Origin of the sequence: Shewanella sp. SM87, from assembly GCF_025653705.1 — a bacterium.
GTDB lineage: Bacteria > Pseudomonadota > Gammaproteobacteria > Enterobacterales > Shewanellaceae > Shewanella > Shewanella oncorhynchi.
In genome coordinates this window covers 152,845-171,488 of record NZ_JAKKSC010000006.1, presented here as the reverse complement: position 1 = coordinate 171,488, position 18,644 = coordinate 152,845, and the positions used below count along the sequence as shown (strand labels likewise).

Sequence of the window (18,644 nt, the reverse complement as noted above, 5' to 3'; positions counted from 1 at the left end):
AATACGCGCGAACTAAATCACTCCGCTGGTCTAAGCCTAAATCGTCACTATTTCACGAGATGATCTAAATGGGTTGCAAAATCTTTGGGGCCCATAAAACCAGTCACGCGTAAATCTTCCCTTTGCTCACCTTGTTCGTTAAACATCAACAGCGTAGGCAAACCAAGCACATTGTATTTTTCGAGTAAGGCCACATCGACCTTGTCACTCTTAGTCACATCCGCTTGTAGCAGTACGATTTTATTCATGCGGGCTAACACGTCGGCATCTTTAAAGGTGATGGCTTCGAACTCTTTACAGGCAACACACCAATCGGCGTACAGATCGAGCATCACAGGCTTACCTTGGGCGGTAGCGGCTGCAATTTCTTGCTCAAGATCTTCAATCGATTTAATGCGTTTAAAGCCATGGACTTCTTCGGTCGTCGCCGCAGTGCCTACGGAATTGTTATTAAAACCAAAGTGTCCCATCACAGCTTGGAATCCGTAGGAGAAGCTCGCCAGTAGTGCCAGCGTTAATAGCACTGAACGTACAGTTTGTTTCCAGTTAAATTCACTGAGTTTGTTCTGATGCATCAAGTAGCCAGTGAAGCTTACGCCCCACAGTGACCAAACCACATCGGATGTTACGCCTGTCCAAATGCGGCCAAGCATCACGATAGATACAGCGATCAGCAGGAATCCGAAGATAGTCTTGATGATGTCCATCCAAGCGCCGGCTCTCGGTAATAATTTACCGCCTGAGGTGCCGATAATCAGTAGTGGTAATCCCATACCCATGCTGAGTACATACAGGGCTAAGAAACCTTGGAGTAGGTCGCCGGTTTGCGCCACATAAACGAGTGCACCCGACAGCGGCGCGGTAGTACAAGGTGATGCGACAAGGCCAGAAATCACGCCCATCAAGAACACGCCAACTAAGTTGCCGCCTTTTTGATTATTCGAGACTGAGTTCATCTTCTCCTGCCAGCTCGATGGCAGTTTCAAATCGTATAGGCCAAACATAGATAAGCTGAGCACAAAGAACAAAATCGCGAGTACGACTAATACGGCAGGATGTTGTAATGCCGCTTGGTATTTTAGTCCCGCCGATGCAACCACTAACCCTAAGATAGAGTAAGTGATTGCCATGCCTTGGACGTAAGCCATGGACAGGGTAAAGGCTTTTGCGGTTGAGAGCTTTTGCCCTTGGCCGACAATAATACCCGACAAAATCGGATACATAGGGAATACGCAGGGCGTTAATGCCAGACCGACACCTAGACCAAAGAAAATCACTAAAGTCCAAATTAAGCTGTCGTTCGACAGCATTTGGCTCAGGGTATCTTGCTGAGTAATGGGTTGCGTATTGGCTTTATCGGCAGTGCTTGGCTCAGTGCTGGTTTGCTCAGTCGTCGTGGTTGATTCGGCGCCTGCAATTAAACCATCGTTGGCTGCAATCGCCTTTAAAACGACTTCATGCTTGGTCGGTGGATAACACAATTTACCCTCGGCACAACCCATAAAGGTCACTGTGAGCGTGGCATTTTCATCGGCCTGTTTTAAGCCAACGGGAATATCGACATAGGTATAATAGACTTCTTGCTTACCAAAATACTCATCTTCATGGGGCTTTCCCTTTGGTAGAGCGACCGTGCCTAACTCGGCACCATTGACGCTAAATTTAAGCTTGTCGCGGTACATATAGTAACCGTCGGCAATCACCCAATTGAGTTTGACCTGATTACCTTCTTGCTTGGAATCGAAGGCAAATGCTTGATCGACAGGCATCAATTCAGGCTCACCCTTCATGAAGTCGAATTTGTTACCGAAAACCCCTTCACTATGAGCTAAGGGCGCAAGAAGCAATAAAGAAGTGAAAATAAGGCTGAGTAGTTTTTTCATGGCTGAGTGTTGTCTTTTATCCAATCTAAGTAGGCTGGTAGCCCGTGGGTCACAGGCACGGCAATAATTTCGGGTACTTGATAAGGGTGAAGCCTAAGCACAAGTTGTTCTAACTCTGTATATCGACTTTGTAAACATTTAATCTGTAAGCTAAATTCTTGCTCTTCACAGATTTTTCCTTCCCAAGCATAAATTGAACGTATCGGGGCGGAAATCTGAACACAAGCGGCAATACGCGACTCAATTAAAGCTCGAGCCAAAGTATTGGCTTGTACTTCATCGGGGCAGGTAGTGCTAACCACTAAATACTGATGCTGCATGGTGTTAGGTATCGTCTCTTAAGAATCTTAAAGTTCGCTTAAGCCAACTTCGTTAGGCTACTTTACGTGTTTTAATGGTCTCATACATTAGCGGGTTAACAAAAGGGTGAGCTAAATATCAGTGTTTTGCTCCCTTACTTCGTCCTAATGGTTATCCTGACTTGAATTAAGACCGGATAACCCCCATTTAGTTTACAGAGATAGTCAGATAAACCTGAGGTCGGTATGTTTTTCATTATTTTTTTACTCTTTGTGCTGATCCCAGTAATAGAGCTGTCGGTGCTGATCCGTGTGGGTGAAGTGCTTGGTACTTGGACTACCATAGGTTTAGTGCTGTTTACCGCCGTGCTCGGGGTCTCTTTGGTTCGCAGCCAAGGCTTAAACACCTTAATGCAAGTACAACAAAAACTCGCCCGCGGTGAAGCACCGGGGCAAGAAATCGTTGAAGGTATGATGTTAGCTATGGCGGGCATCTTGCTCGTGATCCCCGGTTTTGTGACCGATGCCATTGGCCTATTATTCTTGACGCCATTAACCCGTCGTCCCATTGCTGCCTTGTTGTTCAAACGCATGCAGTTACGGGTTGTTGCCGGTTTACAGGGCACAATGCACGGTGGCTTTCAAGCGGGCCAAGGCCCCTTTGGGCCTAAGCCACAGGACCCATTTGGCCAAGCGCCATTTGATGATAGTGTGAAAAAGGACGGTAATGTGTTTGAGGGAGACTTTGAACATAAAGTCGATCCAAGTGATATCAAACCCGCTAGCCATCAACTCTCTGATAAAGCGCAGGACAAAGAACAGGACAAAGACCCTAAGCCTTAGTCTTAGTATGAGTCTCGTATTGTCTTAGTCGCTTGTTGCGTTAGTTTGTTATTGGATTAACTCATTTGATTATCGTGTTTATTCGCTTGAGTTTGCTCCCTAATATCCCTTAGATACCAGTGGCCCACTGAATCAATCTGACCTGTGCCGCTGGTTCACCTCCCCGGTAATAGCCATTTTACTCTTAAAAAACTCCAATCTTAATAACCCGCTCACTCAGCATAAGGGTTAACATGATATTAGAGAAAAGTTTTTTGATCGCATTCATGCGATAAAGTAAAGTGTTATTAAATCATGACTCTGTACCCAAGAGAAAAAGCAATATCAGTGCTGTTGTCCATGTTGAGTAGGTTTTCGACGATAGTGAATTCAATTGCACTGTTATTCAGATAATACCTATAGCCTAGAAATACTTCGTGAGAAGGTTTTGAAAAGTCATTATCTGTTTTGAGTAAACCTTCATAGTGATGTAATTCAATAAGCCAACCATGGCGTCCCATTAAATACTCATAACCTAAAGATAACATTACAGCATGGTCTTTATAGTCTATTCCAGATAGACTTTCATCATTTCGTCTAAAGCTTATACCTGTTGTGGAGTAAAAATGATGCATTCCAGATGTATAGCTATAATTCAGCTGTAATGCTTGTTCAAAACGGTTATCTACAAATGGGCCAGAATTAACATGGTTGTAATATAAGCTGCCACCAATTGATAGACCATAATTATCCTCACTAAGCAATTGATATTCTAAATAGAAATTTAGGGCATTCGTTAGCGTATCGCCAGAAAGATCAGGTTGATTTATACCATTCTTTGAAAATATTTGGTTTTTGTCTTTGATTGTATTGTCGCGGCCATTTTGACCCACACCAAATGCATCATGAAACCAGATAGTGACTGAGTCAAGATGGTTATCCCCACTAAAACTCCACTTATAATTAGTATCAAACATCAATTTTTCAGTGAGTTGCCACTTTATTCCACCATTAAGAGAATTATGATAATAGTCAGCATAGTAATCGTCAGTTTCAGCCCATACACTTGCTACTGTTGCAGATCCGTATATCTCTTTTTTCCCTTCAGGCAGTGCAAATCCTGAACGAAGTAGAGGCGTTAAGCTACCCGCATGTGTAGGTGATTGGGCATGCACACGAAGTGGCCCATAATGACTATAATTGATATTTTCTGCGAAAGTACTCGGTAAAAATATTACCGTATAAATTAGATGTGCTCTAATAGTCACAAATAAAATTTTCTTTGCATATTTCATCGAAAACTCTTTTTTAGCTAATCTCTATTAAAAGCAATGTTTTGTAGTAAGGCTGATGTTATGTATAAATGACTGAAAATTTTCTATTTGAAGCAATAAAGTTTTTGATTCGACAGCTTTCTAATTGACTTTAGAATTAAAAGCTACAAAAAACATACCATAATAATACAAGTGCGAGCCAGAATGACCTACAGATAAACGGGATTGTAGTGAGTATTAGTAAAGTGCTAATAACTGCGAGTAATATTGTCTGTTTACTCATTGTCTGGACGCTATCAAAGCGTAATTTCATGATGTTTCTCAAACATAAATTATTATGCTAACAAAGCAATAACATTGTTTATGTTGTTAGTTATAGGTAGTGGTATTTCAGATGGCATTGTAAATGAATAATCAGCACTAAATATACCGCTGCTATTTACTCGTGTAAATGTGTGTAACAGGTAATTGTCCCGTATTAGCGGTGAAAATATGGAACTGATAGTTCATGTTTTTTAATTAATATATTTATTTATCAGTCATATTAGTTATCGTAATTAAAGACCAATCTCAGTTTGCCAAACTTGTTTATCTAATGGATGTGCTTGTTTAAATTGTCCCTCAAACCGTAATAGATCAAAAATGAAATGGCCAGCCAGCCACGAATGACTGACCGGCCGCGCCGGGAAGCGTTTTTGGATAAAATGCGGAGCAGGTTAGCTGGGTGATTGACCTCCTGTTGCCGTCGCTTTGATATTGAATACTAGGCTGTACATCACTGGCAGTACGATGAGCGTCAGCAGAGAAGCGAAGCCTAGACCGAAAATAATTGTAATCGCCATAGAACCGAAAAACGCGTCGGGGATCAGCGGTATCATCCCGAGCATAGTGGTTATCGCGGCCATCATCACTGGACGAACACGGCTGACACAGGAGTCGATTAAGGCAAAATAGGCTGGTTTACCTTCACTGAGCTCGAGGTTGATCTGATCGACCAAGACAATACCGTTTTTAATCACCATGCCCGACAAACTCAGTAATCCGAGTAGTGCCATAAAGCTGAAGGGCGCATCGAACAACAAGAGTCCCGCTGAAACCCCAATCAATGCCAGTGGCACAGTAAACCAGATCACTAAGGGCTGACGCACTGAGTTGAACAAGAATACGGTAATCAAAAACATCGCCAGATAACCTAAGGGAATTGAGCTAAATACCGACGCTTGTGCTTCACCTGCGGTTTCAAATTCACCGCCCCATTCCAAGCGGTAACCCGCGGGCAAGCTGATCGCTTCGACTTGGTCTTTGATTTTGCGCAGTACAGAATCGGCGGTTTCATTGCTACCAAGCTTAGGATCGGCCATTACTGCGAGCATGCGCATGCGATCGCGGCGCATCACCAGCGGATTTTCCCACTCAGTGTTGAAGCTACTGACTACTTGGGTGGCGGGCACAAAGGTATTGTGTTCGCTGCTCCAAATTTGCAGCTTCCATAGGCTGTCCGCTTGCAAACGTTCTTCGGCGGGCGCTCTGGCGACTATCGGCAACAAGTGGCTGGTTTCTCGGTATAAACCTATTTGCTTACCGCTAAAGTTAACCAATAGGGCATTGTCGAGGTCTTGCTTACTGATCCCTGTTTCGCGCGCTTGGGCATTTTCCAGTTGCGGACGGATCAACGGCACTTGATTACGCCAGTTGTGACGTATGCCATCCATGCTTGGTTCGGCGTGGAAAATCGCCTCGGCTTGAGCACCTAAAGCGCGCAGCACTTCAGGGTTATCACCGTAAAAGCGTGCCTCAATTTTGGCGGCGGGCGAAGGGCCGTTCTCCATGTTTTTTAAACGATATTGTGCATGCGGGAAACGTTGATTTAACAAGGTTTCTAATTCTGGCATATAGGCTTTAACTGCGTCTAAATCCTGCATTTCTACAATCAACTGGGCAAAGGCGGGATAGCCTTTTTCTGGCTGATAGGGCAGGACGAAACGCTGCGAACCTTGGCCAATAACGGTTGTTAAGTGTTTTAGCCCAACGTCTTTTTGCTCGTCCAGCGTAAGCATTAACTTCTCAATATCAGCGGTAAAACGCTCGGTCGCCTTGATGTCAGTCCCCTCTGGCATCCAGATATCCACAAAGAAAATCGGCGTGTTAGAAGCAGGAAAGAACACATTCTTGATATGACCAAAGCCCACTACAGCGCTGAAAAGCATAGCGATAACCAGCAGTATGCTCACCAGCCTAAAGCGCAGTGCCACAATTAAGCTTGTGCGATATAAGCTGAAGAACCAGCCCTTGTAGGGGTCTTGGGCTTCTTCATCGCTCGGCGCATCTTTAAATAACAGATGACAGAAAAACGGCGTGAGTGTGATGGCGGTGATCCAGCTGATAAACAGTGAAATCATCAACACTTGGAATAAAGAACGGCAGAACTCACCGGCGGCATTTTGCGATAAGCCAATGGGGGCAAAGGCAATAATGGCAATCACAGTCGCGCCCAATAACGGCCACTGGGTTTGGGACACTATCTGTTTGGCCGCTTCCAAACGGGTCTTACCGCGACGGATACCAATTAAAATGCCTTCAGTAACGACAATGGCGTTATCGACCAACATACCAAGGGCAATAATGAGTGCGCCGAGGGAGATGAGCTGTAGATCAATCCCGAGCACTTTCATCACGATAAAAGTGCCTAGAATCGTCAGCAGTAAGATCAGGCCCATCAGCAGGCCTGAGCGCAATCCCATAAACAGCAGAAGCACGGCGATCACTATGGCAATGGATTCCATTAGGTTGATTAAGAAGCCGTTAACTGTCTCATCTACCGCCTGGCTTTGATTATAAACCGTCGCTAAATTCATGCCGATTGGGCGTTGCGATTCAAGCTCGGCTAAACGGTCACTGACCTTTTGCCCGATTTCGACTACATTCACACCGCTAGAGAAAGAAATCCCCAGCGATAACGCAGCTTCACCTTTATTGTGATAAAGCACGTTAGGGGTTTCGTCATAATCCCTTTCAATATTGGCAATGTCGCCAAGGTAAATCAGCTCAGAGCTACCCGGAGGGCTGACGATCAAACGCGCGAGATCCTGCACATTGCTAAATTCGCCCGTGGGATGAATGCGGATACGGTTATCGCCAATCACTAAGCTGCCCGCGTTAGAGACGACGTTTTGATTGTTCACTAAACCATAGATATAGCTCTGATCTAACCCCAGTGCCGACAGCTTTTGCTGGGAGATTTCAATTACGACTTGCTCAGTGACGTTGCCAGCAACAGAAACCTTTTTTACTCCAGGTACTAGCACTAGCTCGCGGCGCAGATAGTCGGCGTAATTGCTCAACTCGCGGTTGCTGTAATCAGGTCCCGAAAGGTTAAATAAAATGCCATATACATCGCCAAAGTCGTCCATCACCTGTGGCGTTGCTGTGCCCGGCGGCAAGTTTCCCGCAGCATCATTGACTTTACGACGCACTTCATCCCACACCTGCGGCAGGCTGGTTTTATCGTAGCTTTCTTTAATCTCGATTTGGATTTGTGATAAACCCGCACTATTAATTGAAGTCACATGCTTAATGGCGTCGAGTTGCTGCAGGGCATCTTCGAGCGGTAATGTCACTTCTTCTTCAACTTGCTCAGGCGATGCACCGGGATAAGCCGTGATCACTAAAGCTTCTTTAATGGTAAATTCGGGGAATTCTAGTTGCCCCAAACCAGTAAAACTGACGCCACCACCCACGAGTAGTAGCAACACAAACATCCAACTGATGACTTTGTGGCGTATCGAATACTCTGCAATGTTCATCAATTACACCCCACGCTGCCAGCGTAGTGGTTTGACTTTCATGCCATTGGATAATTGAGACACTCCAGCGCTGACGATGAGATCGCCCTTGTTAACGCCCGTTAAAATCTCAACACCTCGATTACTCACGCGTCCTAGCGTCACCATCGTCGGTTTTACTTCACCCGATTGCGCTTGATAAATCCACACTTGCACTTGGCCATCTTGGTCGCGCTTATCGATAGCGGTCACTGGCACTACCGTTGACGCGAGGGCACTAGGATCTTTGACTAAGGCTAAGGTCAACTCGGCACTCATTCCTGGAAGTAACTGAATATCTTGAGGTTGAGGTAACGAAAACACCACTTCATAGGCTTGGGTGCCCGGCGTGACTTGAGTCGAGTATTCTTTAAATTTGGCATCGAAACTTTGCTCGGGGAAGGCACTAAAACGCACCTTAGCTGTAAAATGAGCTTGATCGGTATATTGCTTCAAACCCGCCGCCATCGACTCGGGAACTTGAATGCTAATATCGAGCAAATTATTGTTTTGTAATGTTAATACCCCTTGATTTGCTTGCACTATTTGGTGGTTATCCACTAAACGTTTGGCGACTGTACCGCTAAAAGGTGCCGTTAAATGGGTGTAACTCAGTTGATCGCGTGCAGCGGCTAAGGCGGCGGTGGCCGATTTGAGTTGCGCTTGAGTGCTATCAAACTCAGATTGTGAAATCAGCTTGCGATTGAGTAGCTCGACTTTACGTTTAAAGTCAGCGGCTAACAGTTCATGCTCCGCCTCGCGGGTCATTAAATTATTGTGGGCGTCCCTGTCATCAAGTTTTGCGAGTAAGCTACCTTGAGTGACTCTTTGCCCTTCAACTAATGCTAATTCTGTTAATTGTCCTGAAATGCGGAACGACAATTCTGCGCGACTATTGGCGGCAACGCGGGCTGGAAATGTTCTGAAATCTCCGTCTTCTACATTGAGTACTTCAAACAGTTTAACCGGACGAATTGTTGCCACTTGCACTGAACTTTCCGCAGGCGAACAACCACTGATCAGGGCTGGAAGCAGCATTGTCAGCGGCAAGAGTCGATATGATTTCATGGTGGAGATTTCCTAGTTAACAAATTGTCAGCATTTCTGGGCGCGAAGATACCAGCTAAATTAGTTGCAATAAACGGGATACTTTGGGATTATCAGTCCCACATAATGAGATTGAACTTAAGGTCAAAATGAAGACAGAGGACTTAGCGTTATTCCACCGAATTGCTGAAACCGGTAGTTTGATTGAAGCGGCGGATTTACTTAACTTACCTAAATCGACTGTGAGTCGGCGTTTGCAAGCCTTGGAAGATGAACTGAACATTAAATTGTTCCACCGTCAGAGCCGCTCTATGACGCTCACTTCTGCGGGCAGCCATTTTTACCAGCGCTCGCAGAATATTTTGGCTCAGCTCGACGAAACCCTATTCGAAATGACCAATGACGATGCTGAGATCAGCGGGCATTTGCGTATTCAAATGTTCCCCATCCATAGCATGAAAATCTTGATGCAAGCCATTTTCCGCTTTATGGATATGCACCCTAAACTCACCTTAGAAGTCATCAGCAGTTCAGAATCCGTTGATATGGTGAAACATAATCTTGATGTGGCTTTTGTGGTCGAGCCTGCGTTGGATACCTTAGATTTAGTGGTGCGGCCAATTTTTACCACTGACTTACGTTTTTACGCGAGTCCTCAATATTTAGCGGCACATGGCACACCTAAAACACCGAAAGAGATTGAAGCACATAATGTGTCTATGTTCCGTTTATCCAACGGCAAAATCTTTAATGAGTTATTTATCGGTTCAGAACAAGAGGTAAGAGTCAGAGGTAATTTCTGCTCGAACAGTATTGAAGTGGCGGTTGAGTTTGGATTGCAAGGACGCGGCATAGTGTATGCGCCTGCTGAAGTCGTGGATGAATATGTACAAAGCGGTGAGTTAGTGACTTTGTTACCTGAAATCCAACCCCACCAAGGCGAGTGTTTCTTAGCTTATCCATCAAGACGTTACGTGAGTTTAGCCTGTCGACGCTTTATCGACTATATCATGCAAGAGCTAGTGCCAAATGGCGTGCCGATCAACATGAGCGAGCAAGGTCCACGTCGATCCTGCAAAGCCTCTACGGGAGCGTTTTCAGACGATGTGTTGCGCTTTCCCGTTAAAAAATCAAGCTAGTTTACCCCTCGCTAATGGCGTTTGCGGTCGTGATCTTTGTGGGCTCACAGATCCGCTGCGCCAGCCAGTAACAGGCAATTCCCATCAAAATATTAGTCACAGGTAGCGCGAGCAGCAGGCCTTTAACGTCACCTATATACGATCCCAAGGCTGCTAGCGGCAGCATGAGCAGCACTAAGCGGCACAGATTGATGACTAATGAACTCATAGGCCTGTGGTAGGCATTGAGCGAGGTCGCGACAATAATCACTATACCCAAAGGTCCGTAGGCACAGGGCAGCACTAAGATATAAAAACTCAGCCACTCGATAACCTGCGGATCGGTACTGAATAAATGCGCGATAGGCTCGGCTAAAAAGATCAGTGGGATATAGAGTAAGGTTTGGAAAATAAAGATAAATTTTATCGATAATAGCAGGGCTTCTTTTGCTCTGTGTGGCTGTCCTGCCCCTAAGTTTTGCGCAATAAAGGGCATTAAACTCGACGACAGTGCCATCACTACTATTAATAGCACTGACTCTAACCGAGTACCGGCACCAAAGGCTGCCACGGCGCTGTGATCGATATGCGCCAACATGGCCATAATAATGGCATTAGCTAGTGGATTGATTAAATTCATCAAGGCGGCAGGTTGTGCGATATGGGCTAATTTGCTCCAGTTTGCGCGCATTCTGTCTATGTCAAAGGCGGTCCATTCGAGCATTTTGCGCCTGACAATCAACAAATATCCCGACAAAGATAAGGCAATCAACCAAGCGAACAGGGTTGCAATCGCGGCGCCTTGGATTTCTAAACGTGGAAATGGCCCAATACCAAAAATCAATAACGGATCGAGGATAAGATTGATGAGCGCCGCCAGCGCCATGATCATCGCCGGCGAGCGGGTGTCGCCAGTGGAACGTAAGCCTTGATTGCCTACCATCAACAATACCAGCAGCGGTGCGCTGACATACCAGTAAATCATATAGTCGTGGATCAGCGGCAAGCTGTCATCGTTTGCCCCGAGTAAGCGAAACAGTGGCGTAATAAAAATGCTACCCAGTGCGGCTAAACTGGCGATCAAGACAAAGGTGAGCAATAAGGCATCATGCAAGAACACTTTGGCCTTATGGGCATTACCCGAACCGATAAGTCGACCTAAATTGGTCGAGACTCCAGCACCAATACCAATGGCGATGCTAGAGATCACTAAGGTCACCGGAAAGGTAAAACTGATGGCGGCTAAGGCTTCGGTGCCCAATTGGCTGATAAAAAAAGTGTCAGCGAGGCTGAAACCTAGAATGGTCATAATGCCAATTAAGTTGGGGAGGCTCATGTTGAGCAGTACACGACCAATTGGCGCGGTGAGCAGCCCGTGTCTGTCTTTCATGGAAAAATAGTGCCTTGTTAGCGAGCGGAGGCGAGATTCTAGCAGGATTGTGCGGACTTGAAAAAACCGACATCAAAAAATTGAAGTTTTTTTTTGTAAATGCCCTTGGATCTCGACACTGTCAGCCCCATATCTCAGACAGCAAAAGAGCAGACTAAGGTGTCTGTTTTTTAATCACAAATAGGCTCGATTGTAGGGCATCAAATCATTAGGAGAGTTCATAGATGAATATTCGTCCATTACATGACCGCGTAATCGTTAAGCGTCTAGAAGTTGAATCTACATCAGCGGGTGGCATAGTACTGACCGGTAGCGCCGCTGAAAAATCAACTCGCGGTGAAATCCTTGCTGTGGGCAATGGCCGTATTTTAGAAAATGGCACAGTTAAGCCACTGGATGTCAAAGTGGGTGACGTGGTGATCTTCAACGAAGGTTACGGCGTTAAGAAAGAAAAAATCGACGGTCAAGAAGTCTTGATCCTGTCGGAAGCTGACCTGATGGCAGTAGTGGGTTAATCCTCAGCATCAATTCGACATTCCAATTAATCATTAAAAATTTAAAGGATAATCAAGATGGCAGCTAAAGAAGTTGTATTTGGTAATGACGCTCGCGTAAGAATGCTGGCTGGCGTAAACATTCTCGCAAACGCAGTTAAAGTGACCTTAGGCCCTAAAGGCCGTAACGTGGTATTAGACAAGAGCTTCGGCTCACCACTGATCACTAAAGACGGTGTTTCTGTTGCCAAAGAAATCGAGTTAGAAGACAAATTCGAAAACATGGGCGCGCAAATGGTGAAAGAAGTTGCTTCTAAAGCCAACGACGCCGCCGGTGATGGTACTACTACTGCAACTGTACTGGCTCAAGCCATTGTAGTTGAAGGCTTAAAAGCCGTTGCAGCCGGTATGAACCCAATGGATCTGAAGCGCGGTATCGACAAAGCCGTTATCGCTGCAGTTGCTGAATTAAAAGCCTTATCACAACCTTGTGCAGATTCAAAAGCGATTGCCCAAGTTGCGACTATCTCTGCAAACTCTGACGAATCTATCGGCGAAATCATCGCAACTGCGATGGAAAAAGTCGGTAAAGAAGGCGTGATCACAGTTGAAGAAGGCCAAGCGTTAGAAAACGAATTGGACGTAGTAGAAGGTATGCAGTTTGACCGTGGCTACCTATCTCCATACTTCATCAACAAGCCAGAAACGGGCAGCGTTGAATTAGATCACCCATTCGTGCTGTTAGTAGATAAGAAAATCTCTAACATTCGCGAACTGTTACCTATCCTTGAAGGTCTGGCAAAAACCGGTAAGCCATTGCTTATCGTTGCTGAAGACGTTGAAGGCGAAGCATTAGCAACATTAGTTGTGAACAACATGCGCGGTATCGTGAAAGTGGCTGCTGTTAAAGCACCTGGCTTTGGCGATCGTCGTAAGGCAATGCTGCAAGACGTAGCAATCCTGACTGGCGGTACTGTAATTGCTGAAGAAATCGGCCTAGAGCTTGAAAAAGCAACGCTGGAAGATTTAGGTACAGCTAAGCGTGTTGTGATCACTAAAGACAACACCACCATCATCGATGGTAACGGCGAGCAAACACAAATTGCTGCTCGTGTAAGCCAAATCAAACAACAAGTTGAAGAATCAACGTCAGACTACGACAAAGAAAAACTGCAAGAACGTATGGCTAAACTAGCTGGCGGCGTAGCAGTAATCAAAGTTGGCGCAGCGACTGAAGTTGAAATGAAAGAGAAAAAAGCCCGCGTTGAAGATGCTCTGCATGCAACTCGCGCTGCGGTAGAAGAAGGCGTGGTTCCTGGCGGCGGTGTTGCTCTGGTTCGCGTAGCTTCTAAGATCGCTGAAGTAGAAGTATTAAACGAAGACCAAAAACACGGTGTGGTTATCGCACTGCGTGCAATGGAAGCGCCACTACGTCAAATCGCCACTAACGCGGGTGAAGAAGCGTCAGTTGTTGCTAACACAGTGAAGAACGGCAGCGGCAACTTCGGTTACAACGCCGGTAATGATACTTACGGTGATATGTTAGAAATGGGTATCCTTGACCCAACTAAAGTGACCCGTTGTGCATTGCAATTTGCGGCATCAATCGCAGGTCTGATGATCACTACAGAAGCTATGGTTGCTGAGATCCCACAAAATGCTGGCCAAGATATGGGCGGTATGGGTGGGATGGGCGGAATGGGCGGCATGATGTAATTTTTGCTGGTCTAAAACGTTGATTACGGCGTTGCTGCTCGCTTACATACACACAACGTATGCTACGCTCACAGCGCCTTGTATTGAACGTTTTATCCTGCGCAAAAATATCTGCTGTCTTTAGCTTAATCGCTTAAACCTAAATTCTTGTAAAAGAAAAATGAAAACCCCGACTCGGGTAACTGAGTCGGGGTTTTGTTTTTGGTCTGGTGACTTGGGAGTATGAGGTGTATTTACCTACACTTTTTGGATTTTAAGCACTGAAATTGTTGCTAAAAGTGTAACATCGTATACTTTTGCTGGTGGTTAGATGGTTCCATCTTTCAACATTGTTAGTCATTGCGGCCTAACGGCCGAGGTGAATCAAAGTCGTGGGGCTTCACCCCACACTTGACCAAGGAGGACTGCTCGTCCTATCCTCCTTGGATTCTCCAAGACGCCCCTAACGGAGTTGAAAGCCCCTTGGGCATTTAGCGTTCTTATGCTATCGCGTCAGACGCTCGTCCCTGATTCGACTGACGCTATCTCGGCATCCATGCCTCGCTCACGCAACGAACGCAAATGCCCTGCGGCAACTCCGAGGGGAGGGTGAACTTCTGTGATCCCGGTGTTTGCTGTTAAACCCAAAAGAGTCATGCTTGTCCAATTTTTTGTTTTTAGAAAATTTAACAATGGCTGGCTCATTAAATTGCATTAAATTGGTTAATATATCGCCAAAGTGGAATCCTGCCCTGTACCAAAATATGCCTGTCCCATGCCCCTCTATTTAGCCAATCATTATTCATTTGAAGCGGACCTTGTCAGTCTTTTAGGATCTAAGTGATTTTTGGTTACTTAAAGGCAAACCTAAGTGTATTATGTTGTTATTTTAACTTGGGTGGCTCGATTGTTAACTGGAGCACGGCGTTATACAAAAAGGTCAGCATCAAAGTGCTGACCTTTAAATTATTCGGCAGATATTTGCTCAATGAGCTCTCTATTTTCAGTGTTTAATCGTTCGATGTTGATATGAGAAAGTAAGTTTTCAAAGCATAATATGTTAGGCTCACATGTACTTGTTTGTAGGTTATGAGCTGCTCCCCACCAGTTAACTTTATTTCCTGTTTTCTTTGAAATTGCATCGAGCCTGTTTGCTACTTGATAAGCTAAAACACCGCAGTCTAATTGATATTTCTCGGTAACTTGAGTTACAGAGCCTTTTAACCATGCAATTTTCCCATTTGCATTTTTAAAACATTCTTCAATATATGATTCAGCATTCTCTCCAAGAAGAACCTTAGCTGCAAAATTATTAGCGTCAATTTCTTCTTGATCGTTACGCCTTTCATCACTAGTTTCGCTTAACTCAACGACAGAGAACTCTTCTTGTTCAGGTGATTGGCTTGCATGATATAATTCGTGCAATAAATCAAACATCCACTTAGAGGAGTGTCTCGATTTTTGCTTCAACACGATTACATTTCTGCCTTGAATGCGCCAAGTTGCGCCATGAAAAGCACCAGAATCATTTAATGAAATTACTGGGGTTCCTAAGCTAGTTACGTAAGATAGAATAGATTCAAATGTAATCTCACCGTAAGTTTCTAATATAGACTCACGAACAACATTATGTTCTTGCGGGATTGCCTTTTTGCCGAGAGAGCAATTATTAGCTACTATATTGGCAATAGAATATGCATATTGGGTATAAGCACTTGTATATACTTCATTTGCCCCCACTGGCATTTTAAACCGAGCAACCATTGAACCATCGCGTCCAATAACTAGAGGTGCATCACCAAGTAACAGTTCTTTTGTCCAACCAAAAACAGAGCTCAATTTCTCGACGGTCTTTTGTACCCATAAGCCGTAATCAAATGGCATCACATCTCTTGGTGCAATACGTTTTTCAATAAACGTTTTATCTAAACCAGCATCACTTAGTTTAGAGAGAAGAATATTTTTCTCTCTAGATTCTTTAGGCAAAAATACGTCTTCAGTAATTTTTAGATCTAGTGCTTCTACGATGGATACTAATGTTTTGAAACTAGCTGAGTTATATTCAGTGTTTTCATATCGCTGTATTTGCTGTTCTTTCATCCCTAGTCTTTCAGCAAGGTCTTTCTGAGTTAACCCCATCGAAATTCTAGCCATGATTAGAGCTTTTGGTAAATCAGAAAGGCTATTTACATCAAAAATAACTAGATCACCTGATAATAAATGCTCGTATTCCTCGGCTTGCTGAACTAACTCGTCTCGTTGACAAATTAATGCGTCAATCTGAGCTTTTGCTAAAAGTGGAGAAAACCTTGGTTCTTCTGCTTGTAACTTTTCAATAGCACAAGAAAACTCTTCGATACGTTTTCTTGTTAATGCTAGTTGTTTGTTATTCTTAATCATAATGAACCTCCAATTTTAATCGCCACAATGCCTTTCTTTTCACCTGTATTTTTATCCGTCTGAAAGAAATCTACGAATAATTTGCCAGAACCACCTTCCGGAAGTTCCGCAGGGAAAATGTCACCGCGATACTTCTGCTCCATTGTTGCCCGCCCCGTAGGGCTAAAATCTAAAAGTACTGGATCTATTTTTTCTTCAATCACATCAACAAGGCTCCAACATAAATCGTAATCGCCTGGAATTTCTTTTGAAGTTACGAAACTCCCGTCGATGTATACCAGCGGACAGTTAGCTTTCTGCAATGCACATATTAATAGCTTCAAACCATCAATCAGCCATGCTCGCTTAGGGTTATAGCCAAAGCGATCCGCGAGCTCTTCCATAGAAGCTAAGTGGATCCCTTCTGGTAAATTTCCCGTACCGTCAAAATCTGGAATCATACAAAACCCTTTCCCAACAAAAATGTTGTGTAACTTGCGCCTTATATAGCATATATTTACTTATAGTGCAATTGTTGTATAACAAAGCATTTAAGGAAAAGCGAGGACGTATATAAGAAAAAGCGGGGACATATATGGTCACCTCGGGTTTAGCAAGGTCAATGTCCTATTTTGTTCAAACTACGAATTTAACGAGCCATCCATTGTTAAATTTGCAGAGTGTGTGCTTGTAAAAAGGCATGCAGATAACTGGATAGTTGGTTGGATTAAGCATTGGCATGTATGTGACTGTTGACGGCATGGCCGCTCTTTCATATCTGACCCATAGGGATATGGGAAATGTCACTATGATGTCTGGAACATCATTGACCATGTGATCGCGGCATTTGCACTTCCGTATGCAGCAGATGCCGTCGTCGAGCCCTCATGGATACTTCTTGTGAAATAAAAGGGGTGGCGTGTCACTGGAATGACAGTGCTTAATCATCAGCTTCTGCTGTTAAGCCGCAAACGAGCAGCAAAAGAATTTAACGAGCCGTCCATTGTTAAATTTGCAGAGTGTACGCTTGTAGAAAGGCATACCGATAACTGGATAGTTGGTTGGATTAAGCATTGGCATGTAAGTGACCGTTGACGGCATGGCCGCTCTTTCACATCCATGAAAATTTAATGGGCCACCCATTGTTAAATTTTAAAAAAGGGATGGTGGGTATAATTCTGTTTGCTTTGCATGACTCGCAAGCAACACCAAATATAAAAGAGATACACCTTCCCCTGCGAAGTTGTCGAAATACGCAGATAAAAATGCCGTGGCGACATCATGGATGATGGCGCAGGCTCGGGGGGACAGGGATGTCCCATCTGAGCCGTTAGGCAATTTTTATTGGAGTATGAGACCAGTAACCAATGCATGTAACTTCGCTAGGGGCGTCTTGGAGAATCCAAGGAGGATAGGACGAGCAGTCCTCCTTGGTCGGGTGTGGGGTGAAGCCCCACGATCTTGATTTACTTTGGCTGTTAAGCCGCAAACGAGCAGTAAAAGAGTCTGCCAATCTTTGATAAGAACGAAAGCGAGGACTGACACATTTCTTTCTGAGTTATTTATAAGAAAAATATAGGTATCTTTGAGTATTCCAAGCTTCTATCACTTGACCATTGGGGCATATAAAAATGGCAGTCTTATGTGTGATAGATTGGAGACTATCCTAATGGTAAATTGGTTGAATACTCACATATTGGCAGACATTTAAGCTGAACAAAAATAGTGGGTTAAACTCTTATTCTCAATTACAATGCACTATTTTCATTCGCTAAATGCGGCATTAAACGAGCAGGAAACCTAGTATGAATATCCCAATGATTACCGCGCTTCAGAGTGCTATTACCGAAGCGCTCGAGAGTATACCAACCTCTGAGGCGGAGCAGATCTATGCATTGTCTTTCTATATCAACAACGAATATGACGATCCCCGTCTACCTACGCTGACAGTCGGCTATAACACAGTCGACGAGTGGCATGCTTCGATTCCAAAGGCTTCTAGCTCTGACGAAGCAAAATGGAACTATGCCTTCTGGCTTCAAAACGAACTCCTCGTCTTTGGGGATTCTGACTCTCAGACTGCGGATATCTTAGCTCGCTGGGTGGCCGATCTCGGTCTCGGGTACAGTGATGCGGAGGAAGATGTCGATTTTGAGCGCTGCCTTGAGCTCGGTCAGGAGATAACCGAGCAATTTGTTGCCGCAGTATGCGTTGTCGCTTCTACACTCCATTCCAACTTAACCGTTAGTCGCGTTTTCGGTCGTTCTGTACCCATCATAGTTCACGAGCTCGAGTACTATAACGAGATCGCAGATCAGACAGAGGCCTGTAACCCTCCCAGACTCGCCGAAGAGTTCGTTTCTTGGGTGCGCTCAATCTAACGTTAGTTATCAGTTATAGGTGGTAAGGATATAGGGCTGAT

Annotated in this window: 13 protein-coding genes; 5 read left to right on the top strand and 8 right to left on the bottom strand. The window is 44.6% G+C overall.

Annotated features, from left to right (window positions below):
• Positions 1-47 precede the first annotated feature (47 nt).
• Together L5M11_RS07095 and cutA are read right to left on the bottom strand one after the other, a co-directional pair.
• Positions 48-1,883 carry a protein-disulfide reductase DsbD gene (locus L5M11_RS07095; RefSeq protein ID WP_263191731.1) on the bottom strand — a complete coding sequence of 612 codons (1,836 nt, stop codon included), beginning with the start codon at positions 1,881-1,883 and terminating at the stop codon, positions 48-50.
• The gene (cutA, locus tag L5M11_RS07090) at positions 1,880-2,203 is read right to left on the bottom strand and encodes a divalent-cation tolerance protein CutA (protein ID WP_113940010.1); all 324 of its coding nucleotides are present in this window, start codon (positions 2,201-2,203) and stop codon (positions 1,880-1,882) included. Before cutA ends, L5M11_RS07095 begins: the two co-directional genes overlap by 4 nt.
• 225 nt (positions 2,204-2,428) lie before the next feature.
• On the opposite strand from cutA, the gene L5M11_RS07085 reads away from it, so the two are divergent.
• Positions 2,429-3,025: an FxsA family protein gene (locus L5M11_RS07085; protein WP_105251362.1), complete on the top strand. Its 597-nt coding sequence runs from the start codon at positions 2,429-2,431 to the stop codon at positions 3,023-3,025.
• Between the two features lie 287 nt (positions 3,026-3,312).
• On the opposite strand, the gene L5M11_RS07080 is transcribed toward L5M11_RS07085, so the two are convergent.
• From L5M11_RS07080 to L5M11_RS07070, 3 genes are all read right to left on the bottom strand, one after another.
• A complete protein-coding gene (locus L5M11_RS07080) occupies positions 3,313-4,299 on the bottom strand; it encodes a DUF3187 family protein (RefSeq protein WP_263191729.1) in 987 nt (328 codons plus the stop codon).
• 695 nt (positions 4,300-4,994) lie between these two features.
• Complete coding sequence (locus L5M11_RS07075; RefSeq protein WP_263191728.1) at positions 4,995-8,081, bottom strand: efflux RND transporter permease subunit; 3,087 nt, start codon at positions 8,079-8,081, stop codon at positions 4,995-4,997.
• 3 nt (positions 8,082-8,084) lie between these two features.
• Positions 8,085-9,167: an efflux RND transporter periplasmic adaptor subunit gene (locus L5M11_RS07070; protein WP_263181793.1), complete on the bottom strand. Its 1,083-nt coding sequence runs from the start codon at positions 9,165-9,167 to the stop codon at positions 8,085-8,087.
• Between the two features lie 128 nt (positions 9,168-9,295).
• Here L5M11_RS07070 and L5M11_RS07065 point away from each other — a divergent pair, with 128 nt between their 5' ends.
• Positions 9,296-10,285 carry a LysR family transcriptional regulator gene (locus L5M11_RS07065; protein ID WP_113940006.1) on the top strand — a complete coding sequence of 330 codons (990 nt, stop codon included), beginning with the start codon at positions 9,296-9,298 and terminating at the stop codon, positions 10,283-10,285.
• Between the two features lies 1 nt (position 10,286).
• Here L5M11_RS07065 and L5M11_RS07060 read toward each other — a convergent pair whose 3' ends face one another.
• A complete protein-coding gene (locus L5M11_RS07060) occupies positions 10,287-11,654 on the bottom strand; it encodes an MATE family efflux transporter (protein ID WP_113940005.1) in 1,368 nt (455 codons plus the stop codon).
• 224 nt (positions 11,655-11,878) lie between these two features.
• On the opposite strand from L5M11_RS07060, the gene L5M11_RS07055 reads away from it, so the two are divergent.
• Positions 11,879-12,169 carry a co-chaperone GroES gene (locus L5M11_RS07055; RefSeq protein ID WP_006086113.1) on the top strand — a complete coding sequence of 97 codons (291 nt, stop codon included), beginning with the start codon at positions 11,879-11,881 and terminating at the stop codon, positions 12,167-12,169.
• 57 nt (positions 12,170-12,226) lie between these two features.
• Positions 12,227-13,864: a chaperonin GroEL gene (gene groL, locus L5M11_RS07050; RefSeq protein ID WP_071938647.1), complete on the top strand. Its 1,638-nt coding sequence runs from the start codon at positions 12,227-12,229 to the stop codon at positions 13,862-13,864.
• Positions 13,865-14,809: 945 nt separating this feature from the next.
• Here the strand turns inward: groL and L5M11_RS07045 are convergent.
• On the bottom strand, positions 14,810-16,243 hold the full coding sequence (locus tag L5M11_RS07045) for a helix-turn-helix domain-containing protein (RefSeq protein WP_131525939.1): 1,434 nt from the start codon (positions 16,241-16,243) through the stop codon (positions 14,810-14,812).
• Positions 16,240-16,683 carry a DUF6932 family protein gene (locus L5M11_RS07040; protein ID WP_131525940.1) on the bottom strand — a complete coding sequence of 148 codons (444 nt, stop codon included), beginning with the start codon at positions 16,681-16,683 and terminating at the stop codon, positions 16,240-16,242. Before L5M11_RS07040 ends, L5M11_RS07045 begins: the two co-directional genes overlap by 4 nt.
• Positions 16,684-18,027: 1,344 nt before the next feature.
• Between L5M11_RS07040 and L5M11_RS07035 the strand changes: the two genes are divergently transcribed.
• On the top strand, positions 18,028-18,603 hold the full coding sequence (locus L5M11_RS07035) for a hypothetical protein (RefSeq protein ID WP_263191727.1): 576 nt from the start codon (positions 18,028-18,030) through the stop codon (positions 18,601-18,603).
• Positions 18,604-18,644 lie beyond the last annotated feature (41 nt).